General features: G+C 48.5%; 21 protein-coding genes and 1 tRNA gene. 12 read left to right on the forward strand and 10 right to left on the reverse strand.

The annotated features are described in order from the left end of the window. Nucleotides 1-80: 80 nt before the first annotated feature. Entirely contained in the window at nt 81-1,217 is a 1,137-nt protein-coding gene (locus tag ACLHV9_RS08440; RefSeq protein WP_028019195.1) for a D-alanyl-lipoteichoic acid biosynthesis protein DltD, read from the reverse strand. 279 nt (nt 1,218-1,496) lie between these two features. On the opposite strand from ACLHV9_RS08440, the gene ACLHV9_RS08445 reads away from it, so the two are divergent. Continuing rightward, a tRNA-Ser gene (locus ACLHV9_RS08445) sits at nt 1,497-1,584 on the forward strand. A 542-nt stretch (nt 1,585-2,126) separates the two neighbouring features. On the opposite strand, the gene ACLHV9_RS08450 is transcribed toward ACLHV9_RS08445, so the two are convergent. Beyond that, nucleotides 2,127-2,786, reverse strand: a complete 660-nt coding sequence (locus ACLHV9_RS08450; protein WP_176691071.1) for a Crp/Fnr family transcriptional regulator — start codon at nt 2,784-2,786, stop codon at nt 2,127-2,129. 714 nt (nt 2,787-3,500) lie between these two features. On the opposite strand from ACLHV9_RS08450, the gene ACLHV9_RS08455 reads away from it, so the two are divergent. The 11 genes from ACLHV9_RS08455 (at nt 3,501) to ACLHV9_RS08505 (ending at nt 14,374) form a co-directional block, all read left to right on the forward strand. Then, nucleotides 3,501-4,064 carry a fimbrial protein gene (locus tag ACLHV9_RS08455; RefSeq protein WP_108090319.1) on the forward strand — a complete coding sequence of 188 codons (564 nt, stop codon included), beginning with the start codon at nt 3,501-3,503 and terminating at the stop codon, nt 4,062-4,064. 55 nt (nt 4,065-4,119) lie between these two features. Continuing rightward, on the forward strand, nt 4,120-4,851 hold the full coding sequence (locus ACLHV9_RS08460) for a molecular chaperone (protein WP_238934090.1): 732 nt from the start codon (nt 4,120-4,122) through the stop codon (nt 4,849-4,851). 64 nt (nt 4,852-4,915) lie between these two features. Continuing rightward, nucleotides 4,916-7,444: a fimbria/pilus outer membrane usher protein gene (locus tag ACLHV9_RS08465; protein WP_256125018.1), complete on the forward strand. Its 2,529-nt coding sequence runs from the start codon at nt 4,916-4,918 to the stop codon at nt 7,442-7,444. Next, nucleotides 7,441-7,572 (forward strand): hypothetical protein, encoded by a 132-nt coding sequence (locus ACLHV9_RS08470; RefSeq protein ID WP_256125017.1) that lies wholly within the window; start codon nt 7,441-7,443, stop codon nt 7,570-7,572. Before ACLHV9_RS08465 ends, ACLHV9_RS08470 begins: the two co-directional genes overlap by 4 nt. Before the next feature lie 103 nt (nt 7,573-7,675). After that, complete coding sequence (locus ACLHV9_RS08475) at nt 7,676-8,755, forward strand: fimbrial protein (RefSeq protein WP_108090318.1); 1,080 nt, start codon at nt 7,676-7,678, stop codon at nt 8,753-8,755. A 107-nt stretch (nt 8,756-8,862) separates the two neighbouring features. Next, complete coding sequence (locus tag ACLHV9_RS08480; protein WP_133175281.1) at nt 8,863-9,981, forward strand: fimbrial protein; 1,119 nt, start codon at nt 8,863-8,865, stop codon at nt 9,979-9,981. Nucleotides 9,982-10,017: 36 nt separating this feature from the next. After that, complete coding sequence (locus ACLHV9_RS08485) at nt 10,018-10,782, forward strand: EAL domain-containing protein (protein ID WP_108090317.1); 765 nt, start codon at nt 10,018-10,020, stop codon at nt 10,780-10,782. Between the two features lie 10 nt (nt 10,783-10,792). Continuing rightward, nucleotides 10,793-11,377, forward strand: coding sequence for a hypothetical protein (locus ACLHV9_RS08490; protein ID WP_108090316.1), 585 nt, complete (start codon nt 10,793-10,795; stop codon nt 11,375-11,377). 136 nt (nt 11,378-11,513) lie between these two features. After that, complete coding sequence (locus tag ACLHV9_RS08495; protein WP_108090315.1) at nt 11,514-12,389, forward strand: transcriptional regulator; 876 nt, start codon at nt 11,514-11,516, stop codon at nt 12,387-12,389. Next, complete coding sequence (locus ACLHV9_RS08500) at nt 12,379-12,870, forward strand: hypothetical protein (protein WP_108090314.1); 492 nt, start codon at nt 12,379-12,381, stop codon at nt 12,868-12,870. The genes ACLHV9_RS08495 and ACLHV9_RS08500 overlap by 11 nt, the downstream gene beginning before the upstream one ends. A gap of 598 nt (nt 12,871-13,468) precedes the next feature. Next, complete coding sequence (locus ACLHV9_RS08505) at nt 13,469-14,374, forward strand: LysR substrate-binding domain-containing protein (RefSeq protein WP_049008330.1); 906 nt, start codon at nt 13,469-13,471, stop codon at nt 14,372-14,374. Between the two features lie 47 nt (nt 14,375-14,421). Here the strand turns inward: ACLHV9_RS08505 and cobO are convergent, their stop codons facing one another. The 8 genes from cobO to ACLHV9_RS08545 form a co-directional block, all read right to left on the reverse strand. Next, complete coding sequence (cobO, locus tag ACLHV9_RS08510; RefSeq protein ID WP_108090313.1) at nt 14,422-15,024, reverse strand: cob(I)yrinic acid a,c-diamide adenosyltransferase; 603 nt, start codon at nt 15,022-15,024, stop codon at nt 14,422-14,424. A gap of 9 nt (nt 15,025-15,033) precedes the next feature. Further along, on the reverse strand, nt 15,034-16,689 hold the full coding sequence (locus tag ACLHV9_RS08515; RefSeq protein WP_407221176.1) for a class I fumarate hydratase: 1,656 nt from the start codon (nt 16,687-16,689) through the stop codon (nt 15,034-15,036). 79 nt (nt 16,690-16,768) lie between these two features. Further along, nucleotides 16,769-17,770, reverse strand: a complete 1,002-nt coding sequence (gene glsA, locus ACLHV9_RS08520) for a glutaminase A (RefSeq protein WP_108090311.1) — start codon at nt 17,768-17,770, stop codon at nt 16,769-16,771. 54 nt (nt 17,771-17,824) lie between these two features. Beyond that, nucleotides 17,825-19,117, reverse strand: coding sequence for a dicarboxylate/amino acid:cation symporter (locus ACLHV9_RS08525; protein WP_049008338.1), 1,293 nt, complete (start codon nt 19,115-19,117; stop codon nt 17,825-17,827). Nucleotides 19,118-19,282: 165 nt separating this feature from the next. Then, entirely contained in the window at nt 19,283-19,600 is a 318-nt protein-coding gene (locus ACLHV9_RS08530) for a DUF4387 domain-containing protein (protein ID WP_108090310.1), read from the reverse strand. Further along, nucleotides 19,597-20,967, reverse strand: coding sequence for an acyclic terpene utilization AtuA family protein (locus tag ACLHV9_RS08535; RefSeq protein ID WP_108090309.1), 1,371 nt, complete (start codon nt 20,965-20,967; stop codon nt 19,597-19,599). Before ACLHV9_RS08535 ends, ACLHV9_RS08530 begins: the two co-directional genes overlap by 4 nt. Before the next feature lie 3 nt (nt 20,968-20,970). Beyond that, nucleotides 20,971-22,212, reverse strand: coding sequence for a methylaspartate ammonia-lyase (locus tag ACLHV9_RS08540; RefSeq protein WP_028019187.1), 1,242 nt, complete (start codon nt 22,210-22,212; stop codon nt 20,971-20,973). Next, nucleotides 22,212-23,657, reverse strand: coding sequence for a methylaspartate mutase subunit E (locus ACLHV9_RS08545; RefSeq protein WP_028019186.1), 1,446 nt, complete (start codon nt 23,655-23,657; stop codon nt 22,212-22,214). The genes ACLHV9_RS08540 and ACLHV9_RS08545 overlap by 1 nt, the downstream gene beginning before the upstream one ends. Nucleotides 23,658-23,663: the final 6 nt, after the last annotated feature.

A 23,663-nucleotide genomic window follows, 5' to 3' on the forward strand; every position in this document is an offset into this window, starting at 1 on the left:
GCTGTCATCAACAGAGGTCCATGCGACAACGGTGATTGCCAACAGGAGATAAAGGAAAAAAAGACGGATCGCGATTTTCATCATTTAAAACTCTGTGCAATAAAGCGAATCATAGGAACCCAGGCCAGTTCGGAAGGGTGCAAACGATCCCAGTTCCAGCCATTCTGATAAGGCATGGCGTACATATCTAAATAAGGGATCTGGTTCTTTTCCAGAATGGTTTTAATTTGCTTATCAACCGGGCGGAAGGTATCGGTATTGTAAAGTGCCCAGGGATTAACCGGGTCGACGATAGCAATCACCTGCACGTGACGTTCTTTCAGCAGCTGGACGGTTTTACTGAACGCGGCGATTTGCGCAGGCACGACCGGCGTGTCATCCCACTGTTGCGGTTTACCGTCCTCTTCGTAAATCGTTTTGTCCATCCACAGCGTGGCCGCGCTCTGCTGGCGTTTTTTATTTAACTCGCGCGCGTTCGCCAGCTCTTTATCCCAGTCTGGGGCGATGTGGGTGGTTGGCTGCTGCGGCCAGGGCTGTACCGTCTGGGGCGTGATGTTGAGCAGCGCCAGCCAGTCGTTTTTTATCAGGGTGCAGACGTTCGCAAACTGGAAGCTCAGCTCGTCCCACATCAGATCGGGGTGCCAGCCAAAGACACGCATTTGGCCAAAGGTTAAATGGCTTATGTCTTTACTATCAATATGCTTTAAATAATTAACCAGCAGCGGTCGCGCCTGCGGATCTTTCATCAGCGGATTAAAAATAGAACCGGGGAAATTATCGGCATAGATAGCAGGAGGCAGACCTTTTGAGTAAAAACTGTCAGGTGCCAGAAGCAACACAACTTTACTGTTTGCGTTAAGGCTATTTTTAAAACGTGAGAACAGTAAGAATTGCGTTTCGTCATCGACAAATGCATCGCCATACGCCACGACGGGCTTGTGCAATTGCTTATTAAAGTAATTATATACAGCGTAATGTTCATCTTCAGAGGTGGCGACCTCTGATGCACCGATGAAGAAAATAGCATTCCCTTCTAAGGCATGGGAAATGGTGGCTATTTTTTCCGCTTGTTCTTTAGGTGTGCCCGCCATTGATTTAATCAGTGGCTGAAAGGCGAGGGGCGGATCGAAGCTTGTCACCAACGGGTGAACACACAGGAACAAAATGGCCAGTGTCGCCATCAGGATGTGTAAGCAAAGCGTATTTTTGATTTTCATCATCAACCAGTAAGATTACATGACAGTAATTTTTTGAAGTCTGTTGTCATTTCGATTTATAACAATTACACAACAAAAGGCCATCTGTTTATGTGGCATTCTATACCAGAGCGATTTAAACGGATGAGCGTTGCTGTGTTACGGTATGTACAAGGGTGCAGAGACTGATGTGAGGTAAGCACCTGGGTGACTTTTTGCGCAGTTAAACGCCTGTGGGGAAAAATAGAAAAATTCCTGCTTTACAAGGCGCTAATAGATGTTTATAGTGCGCCTCACTTTGGAAGCGTGGCCGAGCGGTTGAAGGCACCGGTCTTGAAAACCGGCGACCCGAAAGGGTTCTAGAGTTCGAATCTCTACGCTTCCGCCAAATTCGAAACCCTGCGATAGTAATATCGCAGGGTTTTTTTGCTTTATCTCATGAAGCCATGACCGTCCGGCATACTTACAGAGGGTATCTGATCACTCATACCGCCCAATACAGAAGCATAAAGACAGGGTCTGGGTTAGTGGTGATAGTCCGGCCAGTACACAGACTCAGAGTGGTATCCGTTCCTGGAATCACAACTGTTGGGGGATCATGGACCATTGCGGTAACTGACACGACAATGTGGTTGCTAAAGGCATTTCCCGCGACAGCAGCATGAAAATATAAAGAATGTTTTGCATCTTTTCGAGAGATTGAAGATTTACCGCAGCCACGTCGTATGCAAGAACGGGCTGCGGCAAGCTGGCTATATTTCGATAGTGCGAGTATTGAATGGTAGCCAGCCGGAATGCATTCTAAATAAAAACTATTTCTTCGCAATTGATTTTATTGTTATTAATACTTTTTGGGAACTTTCTCCACAATAGTAAAAATCATCCGGAGCTTGCCCCATTGGATAATGAAAGACAGGGCAGGGATTGACTCTAATCATTGCTCTGATCAATGCGGCTTTTGCTATGAAACACAGTGCTATTTCGTAACATTTCTGCATCGTTGATCAATATTTTTCGAGATTTAAGGGCAATACATTTTTCCGCTTCCAGTTTTGCAATAGAACGACGTAAAGTTGAAGTGGTTATGCCCAACAGACTGGCAATCTCTTTTTGCTGGAGAGGAAGGGAAAAGGGTGTTGCTGTAAAAGATTTTGCTTTATTCCTTTCTGACATAAGCAGAATAAACATTGCCACTTTCTTGAAAGCATCATGTTGAAGCAGAACCTTTATCATTTTTAGATTGTCATCAGCTGTTTCAGACAATAATTTTATGGTGTGGCTAAATGTTCCCAGCGTCAGCTGTGATAAACCATACATTGCCGAGTAATCTATCATACATACTTCCGCATCCTGCACGGCAATGGCCGTAGTGTGGTAATGGCTATGATACAAGTTTTCACCACCAATAAGCTGGCCGGGTGTGTAAACGGCGAATAAAGTCTTGTCCTCATCAACCACGGTGAAGCATCCGCTGCGAACGGCGATAAGGTGCTTTACTTCTTCCCCTGCGGTGAATAAACATTGCCCCTGCCTGATTTGAACTCTTCGCTGCAATGCGTGCGTAAAAGCAGGCACACTCTGTGTGAACATACATTCCTGACAGATCTCAGAAAATATGCAGTGCTGGCAGTCTACACAAAATTGAGTATTCATTTTTCCTGGCGTTATCTTGAAATTTTAGCAATAGCTTATCAGAACAACGATCAGTAAAGGGGGGATGATTCCGAAAGTCATTATTTGAAGCCTATGGCACCGACTTTATCGACACAGTCCAATAGCATTACAGACGGAAAATAACTAATGCAGCTATTTCCGGTTGTTCTTTTCAGTATGTCAGTCTGTCAGGAAAGAAATTATTTTCGCTTCATCATCGTTGTCGTTACTCCTTTAAGAATAGTTGCCTATATTTTTGCATCAATATAATAAACCATTAGTTATTTATTTTAACCATAAAATAACAATATAACATTTTTGGAAACAATTAAATTTAAATTAAAAAGCATTAACTCTTAATAATGATGTTTTTATTTTTCTTTATTGGTATGAAAACCTATAAAATACTAATTTTATGGTATGTATGTTTATATTGGTTGTATTTATCGGGATTATCTGTCGATAATTTTATTATATGTATAAGATTGTTCTGTCTTGATCGCCCGAGCATGAAGATGTAAGGCAGATGAAGTCAGTTCGGCAAGATACCTGAAAGGAAGACGCAGGAGTAAGCCTCATAGGGGAAAACCCATCCTGATTGAGGCTGTAGCCGTGTTTTATATCGTATGAAATAATTAATGGAAACAGAGTATGAAACTTAACAAATTTGCAGTCGCTATCAGCAGTGTAATGTTCTCTTTCGGCATGGTTTCAATGGCGAATGCAACCTCCACCGGCACCATCACTTTCAATGGTGAAGTCACTGACACTACTTGCGAAGTGAGTGTAAATGGTCAGGGGGCTGATGCTACCGTGGTACTGCCTACCGTACCTGCAACTGAACTTAAGACTTCGGGCATGACTACGGGGCGTACTAATTTTGATCTGCAGTTAACAAACTGCACCGTGGGCGCTGATGGTGCAAAAACGGTTGCCGCTTATTTCCAGACCGGGGCTACTGTTGATAACACGTCTGGTCGTTTAAAGCAGACGGATACTGCCGGTGCTAAAAACGTTTCCCTGCAGCTGCGTGACGGTACTAATACAAACGTTATCTTTGTGGGTAGCTCTACTCAACAAAACACAAATAACTTCGTTGATATTTCCAGCGCAACCAGCGTAACGATGCCATATTCCGTTGAATATTATGCAGAAGACACCGCATCTGCCGGGGCTGTTGCCTCCAGCGTTGTTTATAACCTGCAATACAAATAATCAACTTTACAGATGTCTATCCCGGCGTAATGCCGGGATAACAAGTGCATATACCATGATGAAATTATTATCTGCAATTAAATTTGCCATTAATACGCTGACTATTGGTACATTAACCCTCGGCGCTGCTCATGCGAATGTGGTGTTGAGCGGAACGCGTGTAATTTTTCCTGAATCAGAAAAAGAGGTGACATTAAAAGTCAATAATAAAGGCAAAACACCCGTTCTGATTCAGAGCTGGATTGATACAGGCGATGTGAATGCATCTCCGGAAACTATCTCATCTCCATTTTTATTAACGCCACCGATGAACAGAATCGATCCGGATAAAGGGCAGACATTACGTATTTCTTATCCCGGGGGGATGGGTTTACCGAAAGATCGTGAAAGCTTATTCTGGGTGAATGTTTTGGAAATTCCGCCGAGAGCGCATGATGCTGTTACACCCAATCATTTACAGGTGGCTTTTCGTTCCCGAATAAAATTGTTTTTCCGACCTGCTGAACTCACAGGTGATGCATATCATTCTGCAGAGTCAGTTCGCTGGACTGCGCAAAGTAACACGTTGGTTGCGAAAAATGATTCACCGTATTACGTCAACCTTTTGGGCGTACATACCACAGGGGAGAACCACAAAATTCTTGCAGAAGGAGACATGATTCCACCCTATTCATCAATCACCGTGAAAGTGAAGAATGGTGTTGCGCTGCGTCCTGGTGAGAAACTGTCCTACGATTTTATTAATGATTGGGGCGCCGTAAAAACTGCAGAATTTATATTAAATTAATCCGAGTATTTCGATGATGAACAGGTCCCTGCCTTTTAGACTGACTCGTCTGGCAGCTATATTTATGGCGTCCAGCGGAAGCTTTTATAGTTATGCCCAACCCGATAATCATTCCGGTGCTTCTACCGTTGAATTTGATCCGATCTTTTTGAGCCCCGGTTCGGTGCATAAAGTCGATATTTCACGATTTGAACACGGGGCAACCGCGCTGCCGGGGATCTATAAAGCGGATGTTTTTGTCAACAATATGAATATTGGTACCGAAAGCATTCAGTTCAAAGAGCAGGAAGATAAATCTGTTCAGTTATGTCTGAGTCCATCGACGCTGATGCATCTCAATCTTGATACGGAGCAACTGCCGTCTGAAGTTCTCGCACAAATGAAAGCGGGTGATGAAAATTCATCATGCCTGCCTGTTAATCAGCTATTACCGTGGATGTCGAGTACCTATGACTCGGGGGCTCAGCGCCTCGATTTGTCGATTCCTCAGGCCAGATTGCAAAACCAGGGGCGGGGTTATGTTAACCCTGAGCTTTGGGATTACGGCGTTCCTGCTGCGCTACTCAGCTATAACGGTAGCTATTATTCCATGCGCTCTCACGGTAACACCACTGACTCCGCATGGTTGGGATTAAATGCCGGGATCAATGTCGGCCCCTGGCAGTTCCGCCATAACGGTAATTTGACCTGGCAGGAACAGACAGGTAAGTCATATCAGCGTACTAACACTTATGTGCAGCGGGATTTAACCGCACTGCGTGGCCGTGTGGTGGTGGGGGAAAATAATACCAGCGGCGCACTGTTCGACACGCTGCCGTTTCGTGGCGTGGAACTGGTTGATGATGAACGCATGCTGCCACAATCTGAGCGAGGCTATGCGCCGGTGATTCGGGGTATTGCGCGCACGAATGCCCGTATAACTGTGCGTCAGAATGGGCAGGTTATCTATGAAAATACCGTGGCCCCTGGCGCGTTTAACATTAACGACTTATACCCAACGGGCGCCGGTGGGGATTTGGATGTCACGGTAACCGAAGCAGATGGCGCAGTTCAAAATTTCAAAGTTCCATTTGCCTCAGTGAATCAGTTACTGCGTCCGGGAACACACCACTATGACTTTATTGCGGGCCAGCTTAACGATACGAGCCTGTCGTCGCATCCTGAACTGTACCAGTTATCCTGGCAGCAGGGGCTTAGCAATACCTTTACTGGCTATGGCGGCATACAGTTCAACAGTCACTACTATGCGGCCCAGTTAGGTACCGCGATAAATACTCTGGCAGGGGCAGTGGCTATCGACGCCACGCATGCAAGGACAAAACTGGACAGTAATCAGCCCGATTACAGTAAAGACCGCAGCGGTCAGAGTTACCGCGTGACATACAGCAAATTTGTTCCCGAAACCAACAGTAATTTTGCAATCGCTGCTTACCGTTATTCCACATCAGGATACCTGGATTATTACTCTGCAATGCAGATCCAGGATGCACTTAATAACGGGAGAACACCGGGTAATCTCTATCGTGCAAGAAACCGATTTACCGCGACGATAAACCAGGGATTGCCTGCGGGCTATGGGCAATTTTATCTGACCGGCTACGTACAGGATTACTGGGGTAAAGATACCCAGTCAGATCTGCAATATCAGTTTGGCTATAACAATGTATTCCACTCCGTTACCTACGGCATTAATGCCGGACGCACGCGTAACGGCAGCGGGAATATGGAAACGACTTATCAGCTCAACTTTTCCGTGCCGCTGGGCAGTATCGGAAGCTCAAATACGCCACAGTTGACCACCTCGTTCACGCGTGACAGCAACGGTAATACCGGACAACAGCTCGGCGTGGCGGGGTCTGCGGGTGAAGATCACCAGTACAGCTATGGTATGACTGCCAGCCATTACAGCAACGGCGCGGGTACCAGTGGTAGCGCGAACGCGCAGTATCGTAGTCCGGTAGCCAATATGACGGTTTCTACAGGGGTAGGCAAAAACTACCAGAGTAGTTCAGCGGGTCTGAGTGGAACCATTATTGGTTATCAAAATGGCATCATGATGACGCCATACATCAGCGATACATTCGCCATTATTGAAGCCGATGGTGCTGCGGGCGCGCGCGTGGGTGGCTATAGCGGTGTGCGGGTAGATCATTTTGGTCACGCAGCTGTGCCGTATCTTAATCCGTATGAAATGAATGAGGTCAGCCTCGATCCACAAGGACTGTCAGATACCATCGAGCTCGATAATACCAGCCAGAAAGTGGTGCCTCACGCCGGTTCAGTTGTGCTGGTGAAATACGGCACTCGCAAGGGATACCCGATTCTGGTTCACGTCACGCGAGACGGATCGCAGCCTCTGCCTTTTGGTGCCGATGTGCTGGACAGCAAAGGGGATAATGTCGGATCAGTAGGTCAGGGTGGGGTTATTTATGCCCGGGTTGCCAAAGAACACGACACCTTACAGGTTCGCTGGGGAAACCGTGAGAATCAACGATGCCTCATCCCTTATCGCATTATGCCAGGAACACAGGTCACCGGGAAAACAACAATATCCCGATTTGAGTCAACGTGCCAGGATTATAATCAGAGATGAAAGGGGGTAATCTTTTTGTGATGAAGGTCATCGCTGTATTTATTTACGCACTGCTGTGTTCATTCGTCGTATTCATTGAATCTGATGATGTCGGGATTGTTGATAACGATGAAGATGAGGCTGATTAATACATGTATCAATTAGCTGGTTTAATTAATAATCATAGAATGCTTTTGCAAATCCGGATTGGATTTTCATGCGTGCTGTCCTGATAAATTTTGAGAATCTAAAATGAAGAGTTTTTTTTACATTTGTATAATGCTGTTTGGCTTATTCTTGAAGCCCGCAATGGCAACTTGTGCATTTACTTCAGATAGCCCTATTCAGAAGGAAGTTATAGCATCGATACCTTTATCTGTTGGTAATATTACAGCAGGAGCAGAAATTCCAAATGGTACTGTGCTATACAGGCAGACGTATCGGCCTGGTTATAGTAATGCGGCGACATCATGTACCGATCGTATCTATGATACTCAGTTTTTATATACCAGTACGCCAAAGCCGCTTTCCTCCTGGAATGGCTCTCCATATGGAGGAAAGGTATATGAAACAGGGGTGCCTGGAATAGGTGTGGCATTCTGGCGTTCCGGGGACGCTTTTCCTAAAGTTTTCGGGGGAGGATGCAGCGGTTCATCGAATTGTATTATAGCAAATGGATTGCTTACCTGGGACATTTCTCTTATTAAAATCGGCAATATTACGCCGGGCACGATATTGGGCAGTAATTTACCCTGTATGAATGAGTCGCTTGGGAACGTAAACTCACCTGTTTCTCTATTAAAAGCGTGCTTTAGTGGCACAATCAACGTTGTTTCCAGGACGTGTACGACACCAGATGTGACGGTGAATATGAGTAAGCACGATATTTCGGTGTTTCGTGCTACCGGGAGTACAACGGAGTGGGTCGATGCCTCAATTAAACTGACTGACTGCCCTGTGTTTTATGGTACTGCTGATGATGGTGATAAAAATAGCTGGTCAGAAAATGGCACTATCAGTATCGGTGCGGTAACGGCCAATAAATTGGGAGTGACGTTAACGCCTAATACTTCAGTACTGCAATCCAGCAATGGGGTCTTTGCTTTATCAGAGTCGGCTGATAGCGCATCAGGTATTGGTATTCAATTGGCTTACGGGACCAGTGCCTCTCAAACTCCGGTCACTTTTTTACAGGAAAAACGCTATACCATGACGCTGGGTTCATCAGGCAGTGTCAATATTCCTCTGGTAGCAAGGTATATTCAAACGGAAAGTAGAGCACAACCGGGCAAAGCAAATTCAGCGGTAACATTTCTGATTAGCTATTATTAATCTATTCCTCCCGGCATTCAATATAGAGTAATTAAAGGTGCATTCAAAGTGTGATGCATTCATGGCTGCTCTGTTGCCAACATTTATATATTAAATGGTTAAATGTAATGAAAGTTTTTATTATAGCACTGCTGGCTATTGTTGTGCCTGTGACGGATGCTCTGGCTGATATCCCGTGCTCTGCCCTGACTCCGCAGTCAAATACAGTACCACTCTCTTCGACAATATTATCAGGTGCTGATTTGCCGATAGGTAGTGTAATATATCGCCTGACAATTACATCCAATGGGTTTGGCCTTAAATGCAATGGTGTAATGAGTGGCATTCCCCTATTATTTAGTGTGTCTAATGAACCGTCTACGCCAGTATCTGTTGCGGGATCTCCTTATAGTGGGGCGGTAGTATACCCAACGAATCTGCCTGGTGTAGGTGCGGTTGTGTGGTATTCAGGACACGCTTTTACGAAAGCATTACCGTATAAAACATTAACAATTAATTATAGTTCAAGCGCTAATCTTAACAATATTTATTATTTTTCAAGAAATGTTGATATATCACTGATTAAAACAGGTGCAATTTCTGCTGGTTTCGTTAATGGTTCATCGTTGCCTACGATAGTGTTGTATACACCTGAAACTGCTGGATATACCGGATTGCCATTGAATTACTGGACGCTGAAATTCTCTGGTGTCGTCGGTGTGACGACAGGAACCTGTACAACGCCCAATGTGAACGTAGATCTCGGAAAACACGACCTGCGCACAACATTTAAAGGAAAAGGGTCTGCTTCAGAATGGGTTGACTCGTCGATTATTCTGGAGGATTGCCCGGCATTTTTGGGGTACTACCCCACCAGTAACCCACAAAAATCATCAACCACCGGCGACACCAGTGGCGGCACTACGCCTTCAGGCAGCGCAACGGCAAATAGTCTGGTTGTTTCTCTGACGGCAAGTACCGGTATTATTGATAGCGCAAATGGGGTGATTGCACTCAATAACGAAGGCAGTGATTCAAGTGCGACAGGAATCGGTGTGCAAATTGGTTATAAAAACATGACGAATCCGACGCTATGGAATTTTTCAAATTCATGGACGTACAACACTGTGAGTGATGGTGCTGCAACAATTAAATTACCTCTCGCCGCGAGATATTATCAGTACTCAGATGTTGTGACGCCTGGAAAAGCAAGCTCGAGTGTTATTTTTACCATTAGCTACCAATGATAAATAATATAATCTATATTTTTTTGAGTTTAAAATATGAAAAACCTGACTTTAACCGATGGTGATGTCTTTACTTTTATGGGGGGACATATCGTTCCCTATATTCAGCCTGTTATTGATTCGTCTAATAATCAACTGGCAGGTGCAGAAGTTCTGATGAGGATAAAATGCGAAGATGGCACCATCATTCCACCGATTGATTTTATCGACAAGATAGAAGAAGAGGGTAAGCTGGTCTCTGCCACAAGAGTCATTATGCATGAAATTGTTGATTTTTTTGAAAGTAAAGTGGATTTGTTCCCTGACCGATTTTACTTTTCATTTAATATTAGCGCTGCACATTTTCACCATGACGGCTTTGTTGAAGATTGTCAGCGTTTTATTAATGCTTTCAATGGGCGTGTTGGTTTAGTTATCGAATTACTCGAATGTTCTGTTCTGCAATTTGATAAAACAACAGTGAAAGTTATAAAACTTCTGGCAAAGAAAGGGGTACGATTTGCGCTGGATGATTTTGGCAGTGGGCTTTCTCGGGTGATTTATTTCCATTATGCACCTATTTCAATTGTCAAGCTGGACAAGACTTTAATGAAGAATACAAAAAACAGAATGGAGTATGCTGATGTCTTAAAAGCACTCTATGCTTTTTCTCGCCAACTTAATATGACCATAATCGCTGAAGGCATTGAAACTGAAATTCAGAAGCGAAAGATGGAAGAAATTGGTGTGAATTACCACCAGGGGTTTTTATATTCCAGGCCGGTTCCGAAAGATGTTTTTTTTACAAACTTTCTTAATTGAGTAGAACTACATGAATCTGATTCATATCTATTTTGATAATATCGACCCCTATGCTAAGGCGGAGCTTTCAGGTTACCTCGAGTTTATGACTGGCAAGAGATTGGTTGTCATGAGCAACCTGAGTGAACTGATGTCGATGAACGACTCGCAGGAAGTTATCATCTTCGTGAACAAGCTCACGCATGGTGCTACGTGTTTTTGTCAATACGAACGTCTTAACATGAAAGTTATCGATGTGGTGGACGACCTGGTAACGTCATGTTCCGCTTTAAGGCGGATAATCAACCTGCGACAACCTGTATCTTGTATATTTGAAACAATCAGCCGGGTGATCAATAGCAACCATCATCGAACTGCTTGTCAGCTTTGTCATGTTCTTAGTGAACTCACGCCCGAAGAAAAAATGCTGATTAAAATAATCAGAGAGGGTAAGCACACGACAGAGGAGATGGCGTCAGAAATGGGTATCGGTAATAAAATTATCAGTAAACACAAAAGGAAAATTATGGATAAAGTAAATATCGATAACTCAATCTCTTTTTATAATTGGGTTATTAATATGGAATTCTTCAATTTGTCTGGTATTTCTGGGTGAATCATTCATTTTTGCAAAAGATGTAATCTGCTATCAACTAGATTTTCCGAATCAATCTGCTATATTTACCATGGGTTTAATCTGGATTCATATTGTATTCAATAGTTCCGTTTCTATTTTTTGAAGATGAAAATTAATGAAATATTTGATAGATAATATTGTTGCATTTGATGATAAGAACGGGGTGTTGGAAAATAAAAACTCTGGCACATCGATAGTTTTGTCCACTACAGCGATCAGGATTTTATCTTTTTTACTTAAAAACCAGGGTGTTGTACTTAGTCGTGACGAGTTTTTTGAGACTGTGTGGGATGCCTACGGACAAGAGGCTTCTAACAACTCTCTGAATCAATATCTTTCTGTTTTAAGAAAAGCGTTTCGGAATGTGGGTCTGGAGCATGAAATCATTATTACTGTGCCGAAGCAGGGTTTTCTGATTAAGGTCAATGTAGATTATGATGAAGAAGACGTATCAACGCTTAGTGAGCAAAGTTTTACCTATGTGAAGCCTGAACCTGAACCTTTGGATACAATAACCTCTCCAAATGATGTTGAAATAACTGAGGAAACAATACTTCATGATGACAGTGGTTCGAATGAGATACCAAAACAAAACAGCCCTGCTTTTGATAAAAAACATTATTTTCTTAATGCTCTTTTAGGGCTGGTGTTTATTTTTACGATAATATTTGTATTTCAGTACTGGCCATCGACTTCAAAAGTGATACCTACCGTACAACTGCATTCAATCGGAAAAGTAGAATCATGTTTGGTCTTTTCGCTTTACGAAAGTTCGGAGGAAATGACTCAGGTTAAAATGAATATTGCACGTGGAATGATACTTGAGCATAAACTGCCCTGTATTCCTAATGCAATTTATATCTTTCAACCTGATGATATGTTTGTTTATAATCAAATGGGACGTGTTATGCTAAGTCGATGCACGGCGAGAAAAAATGATCCACTACATGGATTGGCCGGTTGCAAGGATATTTATATTTATGAAAAATAAATCATATAAATTAATGGCTTTCATGTTCACTATGTTTTGCATAGTACTATGTAGTGTTACCTATTGGTTATATCAAAATAATGAGAATGACAAACGCTTTGAATGTTATTCTCTCACTACATTCCCTAAAGCCCCACCTGTTGGAAATTTAACGCTATTGACGCATTTTATTCTAAGTCAGAATGATGAGGGGGTCATTACGTTTACCGGTGAGAATGATAACTCTGAATCAAAGCTCCAGGTATCGAGAGAGGTCCACTTCGATTATCAATGGACGGAAAATGGTAAGCTTAATATTTTCAATGTTAATGTTGTCATAAACCAGTCTGATACAATCAGTAATGATGTGTTTAAAGCAAACGTTTTTAATTTTCAACGTCCAGAAATTCATATGTTTATACATCGTTTTAAAAACAGCTACGTTTTGGGAAGTTTGTCATCACCAATTTCCATGTGCGTTGATAAGGATAATATGCTATGAGTCTTTTACCAAATTTATCGAAGTTTTATGTTGCTTCTTAATTTTGGGAACGCTTGAGCTGAAAATTCGATGTGAGAAAAGTGGTCAACGCTTCCACCGAATTTGAAAACCAGGTCGTTATGCGGCCTGTTTTTTTTGAGCCGGTTTCAGCATGCGATTCAGTCGTGCTGATGTGACGCTGGAACGGCGTTCTGGCATACCAGTGAATATCAACCGCAGGGGCGGTTCCTGGCAACCTGGGTGCACAACGCGTTATCAACAGGACGGACAAAATCCTGCTCAATTTTTAGCATAATGATTTGTTTTATATTTTTTAACGTCCAGCCTTTGCTATTACTATTTTTAATGCCCATACGTTTTTTCGTATAATAAGATGCTGTCTCCATTACGTGAGACATCAAAGTGAACAGATTCTTAATAATTTTTCATGTTTCATTTAATTTTCTGCAAATAGTTTGGCCTGACGCGCAAAACTGATTAAATCATGGTGTGGATCACTGCCGACAGAGCGTAACTGAAATATAATGGCGGTATCGTTCTGAAGCAGGGTTTATTCGCTTCAAAAAATTACTATTATCCACCATGAATGGAAGACATGATGAGAGGAAAAATCCCCAAGAGCGAGTTGCTGGTGACGTTCGAAGTTGTGGCGCGTCACGAAAGCTATACCCGCGCGGCAGAAGAGCTGGCGTTAACGCAGAGTGCAGTGTTCAGACAGGTGACGGCCCTGGAGGAGTTTTTACACACCTCATTATTTAACCATGCCAAAAAACGGATTTTTCTAAATGCAGCTGGAAAGCATTATCTGAATATCGTGAAAGAGACTCTTAATAGGCTGGAGCGCGATACAAATATGATAATGAGCTGGCAGCCTGCCGTTCAGGTGGTGGAGTTAGCGGTAAATCCTACCTTCAGTACGCACTGGCTGATCCCCAATTTATGGGAGTTTAATAAATTAAATCCTGATATTATTGTCAACATTCACTCGCTGGCTAATATCGGCGATTTTTTAAATCGTGAATACGATGCGGCTATTATGCGCGCAGATTTTTGTCCTCCGTGGTCGGAGGTCGATTATTTATTTGAAGAGGAGATCCTGCCGGTCTGCAGCCGAAGCTTGCTCCCCAGTGCGGAGCAGAAACTGGGGGTTGAGGAGCTGCTAAGGGAATTTCCACTGTTACACCAAAGCACTCGCATCAATGGCTGGCAGGAGTGGTTTGCGCTTTCCGGTATTACCAGTCCGGATGTGAATCTTGGCCCGCGTTTTGACCTCCTCTCGATGCTGATTGCCGCAGTACGATCGAACCTTGGTGTCGCGCTGCTTCCCCGCTTCGCCATCCAGCATGACCTGGACTGTGGCGAGATGGTTATCCCCTGTGATGTTCCTATCCGCACCGGTAACCGCTTCATCATGACGTGGCGGGAGGAAAAGGCTCAGTCCCTGCCGTTACAGACCTTCCGCGAGTGGCTACTTCAAAAATCAGTAGTGTCTCCGGTGGAGTAAAAATACCGGATGGCGGCAGCATAGCGCGCCATCCGGTACCGACATGCTTACCAGTCAATGCCTTCCTGTGCCTGAATACCGCTGTCAAATGCGTGTTTTACCGGGCGCATTTCGCTAACTGTGTCGGCAAGCGCCAGTAATTGCGAGTGGCAGCCGCGTCCGGTGACGATCACGGTCTGCTGCACCGGACGATTCTCAACCGCCGCGATCACTTCCTGAGTATCCAGATAGTGATAAGCCAGCATATAGGTGAGCTCATCCAGAACCACCAGGTCGTAACTCGGGTCAGCCAGCATGCGTTTACTCTCCTGCCACACAGCCGTTGCGGCCTGAATATCCGTCTCCCGGTTTTGTGTCTCCCAGGTAAAGCCGGTGCCCATAATGTGAAACTCGACGCCGAGCGGATGCAGGGTGTTGTATTCGCCATTATCCCACTGACCTTTAATAAACTGCGCGACGCCAACGGTTTTACCGTGTCCGACGGCACGCGTTGCCGTGCCAAAGGCAGCAGTGGACTTGCCTTTTCCGTTGCCAGTGAAGACGATCAGAATTCCTCTCTTCTCTGTCGCCGCCGCTACGCGGGTATCAACCTGCTCTTTACGCTTTTGCTGCCGTTGGCGGTGTCTGTCTGCGTTAGCTCGCGCTTCCATAATGGCTCCTTAATGTCCGGCAGGGCAGGATGCACAGCGATGCTGCTGTTCAAACTGGCTGAAGAAATTATTCCCTTTGTCGTCAACCAGCACAAAGGCGGGCAGGTTTTCGACCTCCATCATCCACACCGCCTCCATGCCCAGTTCGGGATACTCCAGGCAGCGCAGGCTTTTCACGAACTGCTGTGCCAGCAGAGCCGCCGCACCCCCGATACTGCCGAGGTTGAAGCCACCGTGTTTATGGCAGGCATCGGTGACCTGCTGGCTGCGGTTACCTTTGGAAAGCATGATCAGGCTTCCGCCCGCGGCCTGGAACGTATCGACATAGCCGTCCATGCGCCCGCCGGTGGTTGGGCCGAGGGAGCCGCAGGCCTGATTCTCCGGTGTTTTCGCCGGCCCGGCGTAATAGACGATATGGTTTTTCATGTACTCCGGCATCGGCTCGCCGTTATCCAGCCGCGCTTTGATTTTTGCGTGGGCGATGTCGCGGGCGACCACAATCGGGCCGCTTAACGACAGCCGGGTGCCGATCGGCAGGGCGGACATATCGCGCAGGATCTCACGCAGCGGGCGGTTCAGGTTAATCTGTACGGCTCGGGCGTCGTTTTCATCACGGCTGGCCTCCGGGAGATATTTCCCTGGGTTATGTTCCAGCTTCTCCAGCCAGATACCGTGTTTGTTGATTTTCGCTTTGATATTGCGGTCGGCGGAGCAGGAGAGTGCCATGGCGACAGGGCAGGAACCGCCGTGGCGCGGCAGACGGATGACGCGGATATCGTGCGCGAAGTACTTGCCGCCAAACTGGGCGCCGATGCCGAATTCGCGGCTGGCGTTGAGCAGCGTGGCTTCCAGCGCCGTATCGCGGAACGCCTGGCCCAGCTCGTTCCCGCTGGTAGGCAGGTTGTCATAATATTTTGTTGAAGCCAGCTTCGCCACCTTCAGCGCCTGGTCTGCAGAGAGGCCGCCGACCACAAAGGCAATGTGATACGGTGGACAGGCCGCGGTACCGAGCGACTTCATCTTCTCGATCAGGAACGCGGTGAGCTTCTCCGGCTGCAGAATGGATTTCGTTTCCTGGAACAGCGCGGCTTTGTTAGCCGAACCGCCGCCTTTATTGACGAACAGGAAGCGATATTCGCTCCCCGGCGTGGCGCTGATGTCTATCTGCGCCGGCAGGTTGGTTTGGGTGTTGACCTCGGTATACATGTCCAGCGGTGCGTTTTGCGAATAGCGCAGGTTACACTCGCTAAAGGTGGCATAAACCCCTTTGCTCAGCGCTTCGGCGTCATCACCGCCGGTCCAGACGTGCTGGCCTTTGCTCGCCACAACGGTGGCCGTGCCGGTATCCTGACAGTTTGGCAGAACGCCTTTTGCCGATACCTCGGCGTTACGCAGCAGCTGCAGGGCGACATACTTATCGTTACTGCTGGCCTGCGGGTCGTGCAGGATGCTGGCTATCTGCGTTAAATGTCCGACGCGCAGGAAAAATGAGGCTTCATAAAAGGCCTGCTGGGCCAGCAGGGTCAATGCCTCAGGCGCCACCTTAATGACCTCCTCGCCCTCTAACTCCGTCACCGTAACGTGTTGCGTGCTGAGGAGTTCATATTCCGTCGTATCGTTACTTTGAACAAACAATTCCTGCCAGACAAATGGTTTAGACATAATACTTCTCACTTTGTGGTCGTTTTTGCCGGGCGCTGGCGCAGCTGCCACGCCCGGCTTACAAAATCACAGCCGGTTGGGATCAATGGGCTAAAAAGAGATTGGCCTGCGTCGCCTCAGCGACGTACGCAATCGTCTGCTGGGCGCGGACGCTATTCCCGGCGACATCCAGCGGTGGCGAATAGACCGCGATGGCGTATTGCCCGGGCACGATGGCAACCATGCCGCCGCCGACACCGCTCTTCGCCGGGATCCCAACGGTGTACAGCCATTTGCCGCTACCGTCGTACAGCCCGGCAATCGCCATTTCCGCCAGAACCTGCGGTACGTAGCGTTCATTCAGCAATTGCTTACCGTTGAAAGGTGATTTGCCTTTGTTTGCCAGCACTGCGCCCATTTTGGCGAGCTGCTCAACGGTGATATCTACGGAACACTGGCGGGTATAGATTTCGACAGCTTCCCGGGTATCGTCATAAAAGCTGTTGTAGGACGCCATCAGCATCGCCAGCGCCTGGTTATGCTGATTGGTCTCCATTTCAGATTTGAACACCGGTTCGTTGACGGTCAGCGAGGCATCGGCCCACGCATTCAGGTTATTGAGAATTTTGTTCCAGCGGTCGGTCTTATCTTTCGCCTCAATCAGGCTTACCGTGCTCATCGCACCCGCATTAACCAGCGGGTTTTCCGGCGCACCTTTGGTCAGCTCAACCGCTAAGCCGGAGTTGAAGGGCAGACCGGTTGCACTGGCACCGAGTTTATCCAGTACCTCCTGCGGGCCACGCTGCTCCATCGCCAGCGCCAGGGTGAACACTTTACTCAGCGACTCCATTGGGAACGCTTTTTTGACATCGCCAACCTGGTAAATGTTGCCGTCGACCGTGGCAAGGGTGATGGCGAAATTGTTGGGGCTATAGGTCGCCAGGGCGGGGATGTAATCGGCGACTTTCCCCTCATGATTACCTTTAAATTTTTGGTGAGCCTGCTCAAGCAGCTGCGCGTAGTCCGGGGCGGGTTGCGCCAGCGCGGCGGCACTAAATAACAGGCTGACGGATAAGAGGCTGACGCCGAAAATATTTATCTTCATGGGGCTATCCTGTAAATCGGAAGATAAAAGGCCAACGACGGTTGGCCTTTGTAATCAATACATGGCGATTTCTGTGTCTGAAGTGGTACTTTCTTTGGCCGGAACCTTGCCGCGGCAGCCGACGCCGAAGTGTTCGCCTTCCCAGCGCCCGACGATGGCGGCACCCATCGCGTTACTCATTACGTTGGTGGCGGAACGGCCCATGTCAAGGAACGGATCGACGCCCATCAGCAAAATCAGGCCCGCTTCCGGAATGTTGAACTGGTTGAGCGTGGCGGCAATAACCACCATCGATGCACGCGGCACGCCCGCCATCCCTTTCGAGGTCAGCATCAGGATCAGCAGCATGGTAATCTGCTCGCCAATGCTCAGTTCGATGTTGCACGCCTGGGCGATAAACACGGTAGCAAACGAACAGTAGGCCATTGAGCCGACCAGGTTAAAGGAGTAGCCGATGGGCAGGACAAAGCTGGCAATCCTGGAGGAGACGCCGAATTTTTCCAGTTTGTTCAGCGTGCCCGGGAAAGCCGCTTCTGAACTTGAGGTCGTAAAGGCCAGCAGCGCAGGTTCGAGGATCGCTTTTGTCAGACGACTGATGCACGGACCGACAATCATCGTGGACAGGCCAATCAGAATCGCCCACAGCAGGCCGAGCGTCATGTAGAACTCGCCCATGAAAATACCGGCGCTGACCATCACACCCAGACCGCGTTCGGCAATCAGTCCGGAGATCGCGGCAAACACGGTCAGCGGTGCAAACAGCATGACGTAGCCCGTCAGCTTCAGCATCACATGCACCAGAGAGTCGAGCACCTTAATGATGGGCTCGGCTTTCTCGCCAATGGCCGCCAGGCTGCAGCCGAGGAAAATCGAGAACACCACGATTTGCAGGATCTCGTTGCGGGCCATAGCATCAACGATGCTGGTCGGTACCGCGTGAGAGATAAACACTTTCAGCGTGAACGGCTCGGACTGAACGGCCGCGACGGCCCCGGCGTCATGGGCGACAAAGTTAATGCCTGCGCCAGGCTGGAAGATATTGACGATAACCAGCCCCAGCGCGATCGACAGCAGCGAGGCACAAATAAAAAGGAAAAAGGTTTTGGAGAATATACGGCCGAGTGTTTTAGCATCACCCATTTTGGCTATGCCGACCACCAGGGTTGAAATGACCAGTGGGGCGATAATCATTTTCACCATGCGTAAGAATATGGTGGTGAAAATAGAAATATCTTGTGAATACGATTTTGCTGTATCTGCTGATGCCATATTATTAATGACCACCCCGGCTATCATGCCGAGTATCAAACCTAATATGATCATTTTCGTTAAGCTTATTTTTTTCATGTTTACTCCATCGGATAAAGGTTGGTTAATGTGTAGGGTCGCGTGCGTCTGAGCCATGACGAACCGCTCAGACGCACGTTTTTTGTGACCAACCGCATGAATTATCTGGAATACAGTGATACAGCAAATATCTATATCCCAATGGACGTTGTTGTATTTGTAGTGTTACAGCTCAAACTCAATACTTAATAACGGCGCATGCTGCTGGGCACCATAAACATCATTGTCACCGACGTTGCCGGAGATAATATCGCGAGGCATGACGATTTTGACCGCATTGGCCGGGTCGAACCAGATAATGCGATGTATAAAGTCAGGCTTAACGTTATATAAACGGGCAATAAGCTGTGGCGTTAATTGCTCCGAGGATTTTACCCGCTGATAGTCTTCACGCGTTTTAAATAAAATATCCAGAACCAGCTCATACGGCCCCGCATTTTTAGAACGAATGACCTGCGCCAGTGAGCAAATACCGTGTTTCATAACTGAACTCCTTCTGGCGTGACCTGTTCGAGGTGGAAATCAAAACGCAGTTCGTCGCTCGCTTCGATCAGGTGGTAGATTGAGAACTCATACACCGGGCCGCTCTGAATATCGGAAGGGGAGAACGGGAACGCGAGGTTGCCCGCTGTGGCGATCCGGTTTTCATAGCCGTAGTGCAGCAGGGTAGAGCGCACCAGCGAACAGACGCTGTTGGCGATATCTTGGGTGGGGGCCACCACGTCCAGCAAAATTCCCAGCTCGTGCCCGGCAGACTGCATTGGCTCATGGTTGCCCATCACGCCATTCTTTCCGTACAGGTGGAACGTCATGCGGATGCTGTCGTCATTCAGCGAGAGGTTGCGCTTCACGCTGACCTGCACTTCTTCGAGGATATTATCGATCCCGGCAATCATGATCGGGTCGTGCGTACCGGCAATGGTCAGGCAGCGGAAGCCAACCCGGCGGGCGCCTTCCAGCTTCAGCGCATACGGCGTTTCTTCGTGACGGGAACCGCTGACGTACACTTCGCCCTCGTTGACCGCTTTGAAGCTGCACCCTTTCAGGTTCAGAACGCCGCCCGGTCCCGGCAGGAAATACGGGTCGGATTTCTCATACAGGGTGTGCGCCGCGGCCGACGTTTCGGTGAATTTACGCTTCGGATTAAACGTTTTCAGCGTAAAGCCGTTATCGTCAATGATGCCCATCGCGCAGTCGGAGCCAGATCCCGGCGTAGCAGCAATCGCCGCGCACTCAAGGATCTTACCGCAATGCAGCGCCAGACCTTCATCGAAGCCCTGCATGATAGGCAGTGCGGCAAAGCAGGCCGGATCGTATGCCCGTCCGCCCAGCACCACCTGCGCCCCGGCCGCAAGAGCCCGCTGGAAAGGCTCGATACCCATCTGCGCGACAATATAGGTGCTCTCCTCGATGGCCTCGTGGGTCAGCTCCGGGACGAAATCCAGGGCAGTGATTTTCCCGTTGTCCAGCGCCTGATGCACAGTGGCTTTATCGACATCCGAGGGGATCAGCGCCATAGAGAATGAGAGTTTCTCTTCCTGAGCAATCTCGAGGATTATCTGCCGGCACCACTCCAGATGCGGCGCGGCACCGGAGCCACCCGCGGTACCGATCACCACCGGAATATTGTGCTTAACGCCAGCCACGATCATATAGCGCAGATCGCGTTTTACCCCCGCCCGGTCGGTGAAAGGTTTACCTGCCCCCAGGTAGTGGGGGCCAGGGTCGGAAGAGCCCGCGTCAACCGCAATAAGATCCGGCGATTCTTCCATAGCTTTACGAAAACTCTCTTCCGGGAAGCCATAGCCCAGGATTGCCGTTGGCGATAAGATCTTAAATGTACGTGCCATCTTTTAATCCTTAGTTTGCAACAGTGCTATGGTGCGGTTCATTTCGTTAAACACGATGTTAAGACCTTCATCGAAGCCCATGCCCGGTTTGATCAGCATGCGCATCGGGCGAGCGGCGAGGGCGACGTGCACGCAGGTGCGGGCGCTGATTTCCGTCTCGTTACAGGTACCGCCCTGATAGGCTTCCATGCCGTGTTTGTTGCAATACAGCACCGCATCAACGATGTTGTGAATACCGCCCAGGTCCGGGGTTTTTATCTGCACCATGTGGCAGCTGCCCGCATCGGTGAAGTCCACAATGTCCTGATAGGTGTTACACCACTCATCGGCAACGATTTTCACGCCGGAACCCAGGCGCATCAGCTCGTGGGTGATGGCGGTCAGCAGGCGGATCTGATCCGGCTTGTTACCCGCATCCACCGGCCCCTCGATGTACAGCGGCAGGCCCTGGGCCTCTTTTTCGAGGCTGGCGATATACGCGGCGCAACGTACCGGATCCATATCGAAAATCAGACCGATAGTGCCGTACACGTCAATGTGCAGCGTCGGGCGATAGCGCGGGCTGGTGCGCAGGCTTAAGATGCGGTCGGATAACCAGCGCACATACTCACGCAGTTTTTCCCCCTTCAGGCCCAGCTTCTCTTCCACGTTGTTGATAAGCGCATGCGGCAGTACGTCAACGCCTTTGAGGATCATCTTGTCGACGGCGATATAGCGGTCGTCGCCGCTCTGACCAAATAACGGAATGGCTTCCGGGACGCACGGCAGTTGCCACTCGTCACAAACAACTTCCGTTTTCAGACGGCCGGTCGCCAGTGCCGCCGCGTCGAGCAGCGCCTGCGACAGGCCATAACGGACGGCGGTATGCAGCAGATGGCCGTCTATACGCAGTTCGTCAAAGAAACGGGCGTTCGTCAGGAACCGGTCAACGTCACGGCCTTCCAGCAGCGGTTTGATGTGATCGTTAAGGAACGGAATGAAGTGTTCAGCCAGGAACAGCGGATCGCGGCCGCCTGCACCTGAATATTGCACCGCTGCACAATCGCCCACCGCCACCGCGCCGTTTTCCAGAATCAGCTGTACGGATACGCATTCACCCGCCTGACGAACAGACGTAAATCCAGGCGTTACCGGAGCGCCGGTATAGATAAACCCGTCATGCCCGGCACCGTTTTTGATGGCCTGCTGATCGTCGAAATAGAATGAGGAGTAGCCTGCGGTGAAAAGGGCCTGTTTAATTTTCATTATGGTCTTCCTATTAATTTACTGTGGGATACCGCGTTGATGTCATCAACAACCATCTGGAATGAGGGCTTACGTCCTTCAAAACGCGCGCGCTCGGCGACGTAATCGTGATGCAGGGCGAGAATATCTTTCGGCAGCGGAACCGCGCCGGCTTCCAGCACGCGAATCGCACCGGCGTTATCACGCACCGGCAGGATTTTGCCCGCGTTGCAGGAGGCGGGAGCAAACGGTACGTCCAGCACGCCAGCTTCAAACGCCAGCACCGTTCCGCGCGCGACATCGCCGTTGCCCAGCTCGAAGACTTTCTTCAGCACGGCGCGAACTTCGCTCTTAATGAGCTCGACTTCCTGCTCAACGGCGGCGCACGGAGGGAATTTCTGATCGCTGACCATGTTGAGCATCTGACGCGAGGCCTTCAGCCCCTGGGCGTTTGCGGCAGCGGTCGGAATACCGAACGCTTCGTGCGGGCTCTTGGTGATCACTTTGGTCGCTCCGGACATACCGGCAACCGCTGCACCCCAGGAGATAATGGCAAATGCTTTTGACTCATCTTCCGGGAAGCCGCCCATCCACTGGTGGAAGACGGTACTCAGCTCGTAATCGTCAAAGCCGTGGTTATGGAAATATTCGTGGGAGAGTTCGCGCAGAGCCTGAATGGCGGCGATATCCTGCGTCAGGCTACCAACCTGGCCGTAGCCGACGGTGATTGACTTCACGCCCTGTTCCAGCGCCAGCAGACCTTCGATAATCGCCACAGAGTGGGACACAAACGGCGGGATCAGGGTGCCGGTCAGCGGGCCAAACGGTTCACGGTTGATACGGATGCCGTTCTCTTCGTACAGGCCCATCAGGCGGTCGCAGTACTGCCAGTCGCGGATGGATTTTTCCAGAGTGACGCGCTTAGCGTACGGGATGTTGTACGAGATACCGCCGCCTTCGTAGCTGGTAAAGCCGCTGGCCATTGCGATCTCTGCCAGCAGGCGCGCATCCGGCGTGCCGTGACGTACCTGAATCGGTTTCTCCAGCGCTTCAGTCATGCGACGGCAGGCGGCGACGCCGTGGTTAACGACCGGTAAGCCGTTAAGCTTGGAGGTGCCCGCTTCGATGGATTTTTGGATCCCTACCGCTGCCTCTTCATAGCGATTCAGACGGGTGTAGGCATCAATGGTGCTGGGCAGCAAATCGCAATCTTCCTGCAGCGTTTTGAGCAGGGCGATATGTTCATCCATGAGCGCTACGCCTGCGCGCGGCTGGCTCAGGGTTTTACCTTCCTGGTCGGCCTTCAGTAGTGCGTGAGAAAAGCGTTTTTGCTCAGGAATGGTTTGCTGGTACTTCACGCCATCTTCGAAGTTCTCAACGTCCTTGCCGGTATGCCAGGTTTGTAAGACCTGTTGCCGCTCAGTCATGAATTCGTCATGGGTTAGCTTTTTATTTCGAAGTTCCATTCGTTG

It is taken from the genome of Enterobacter sp. CPE_E890 (genome assembly GCF_046521475.1).
Taxonomy (GTDB): Bacteria; Pseudomonadota; Gammaproteobacteria; order Enterobacterales; family Enterobacteriaceae; genus Enterobacter; species Enterobacter adelaidei.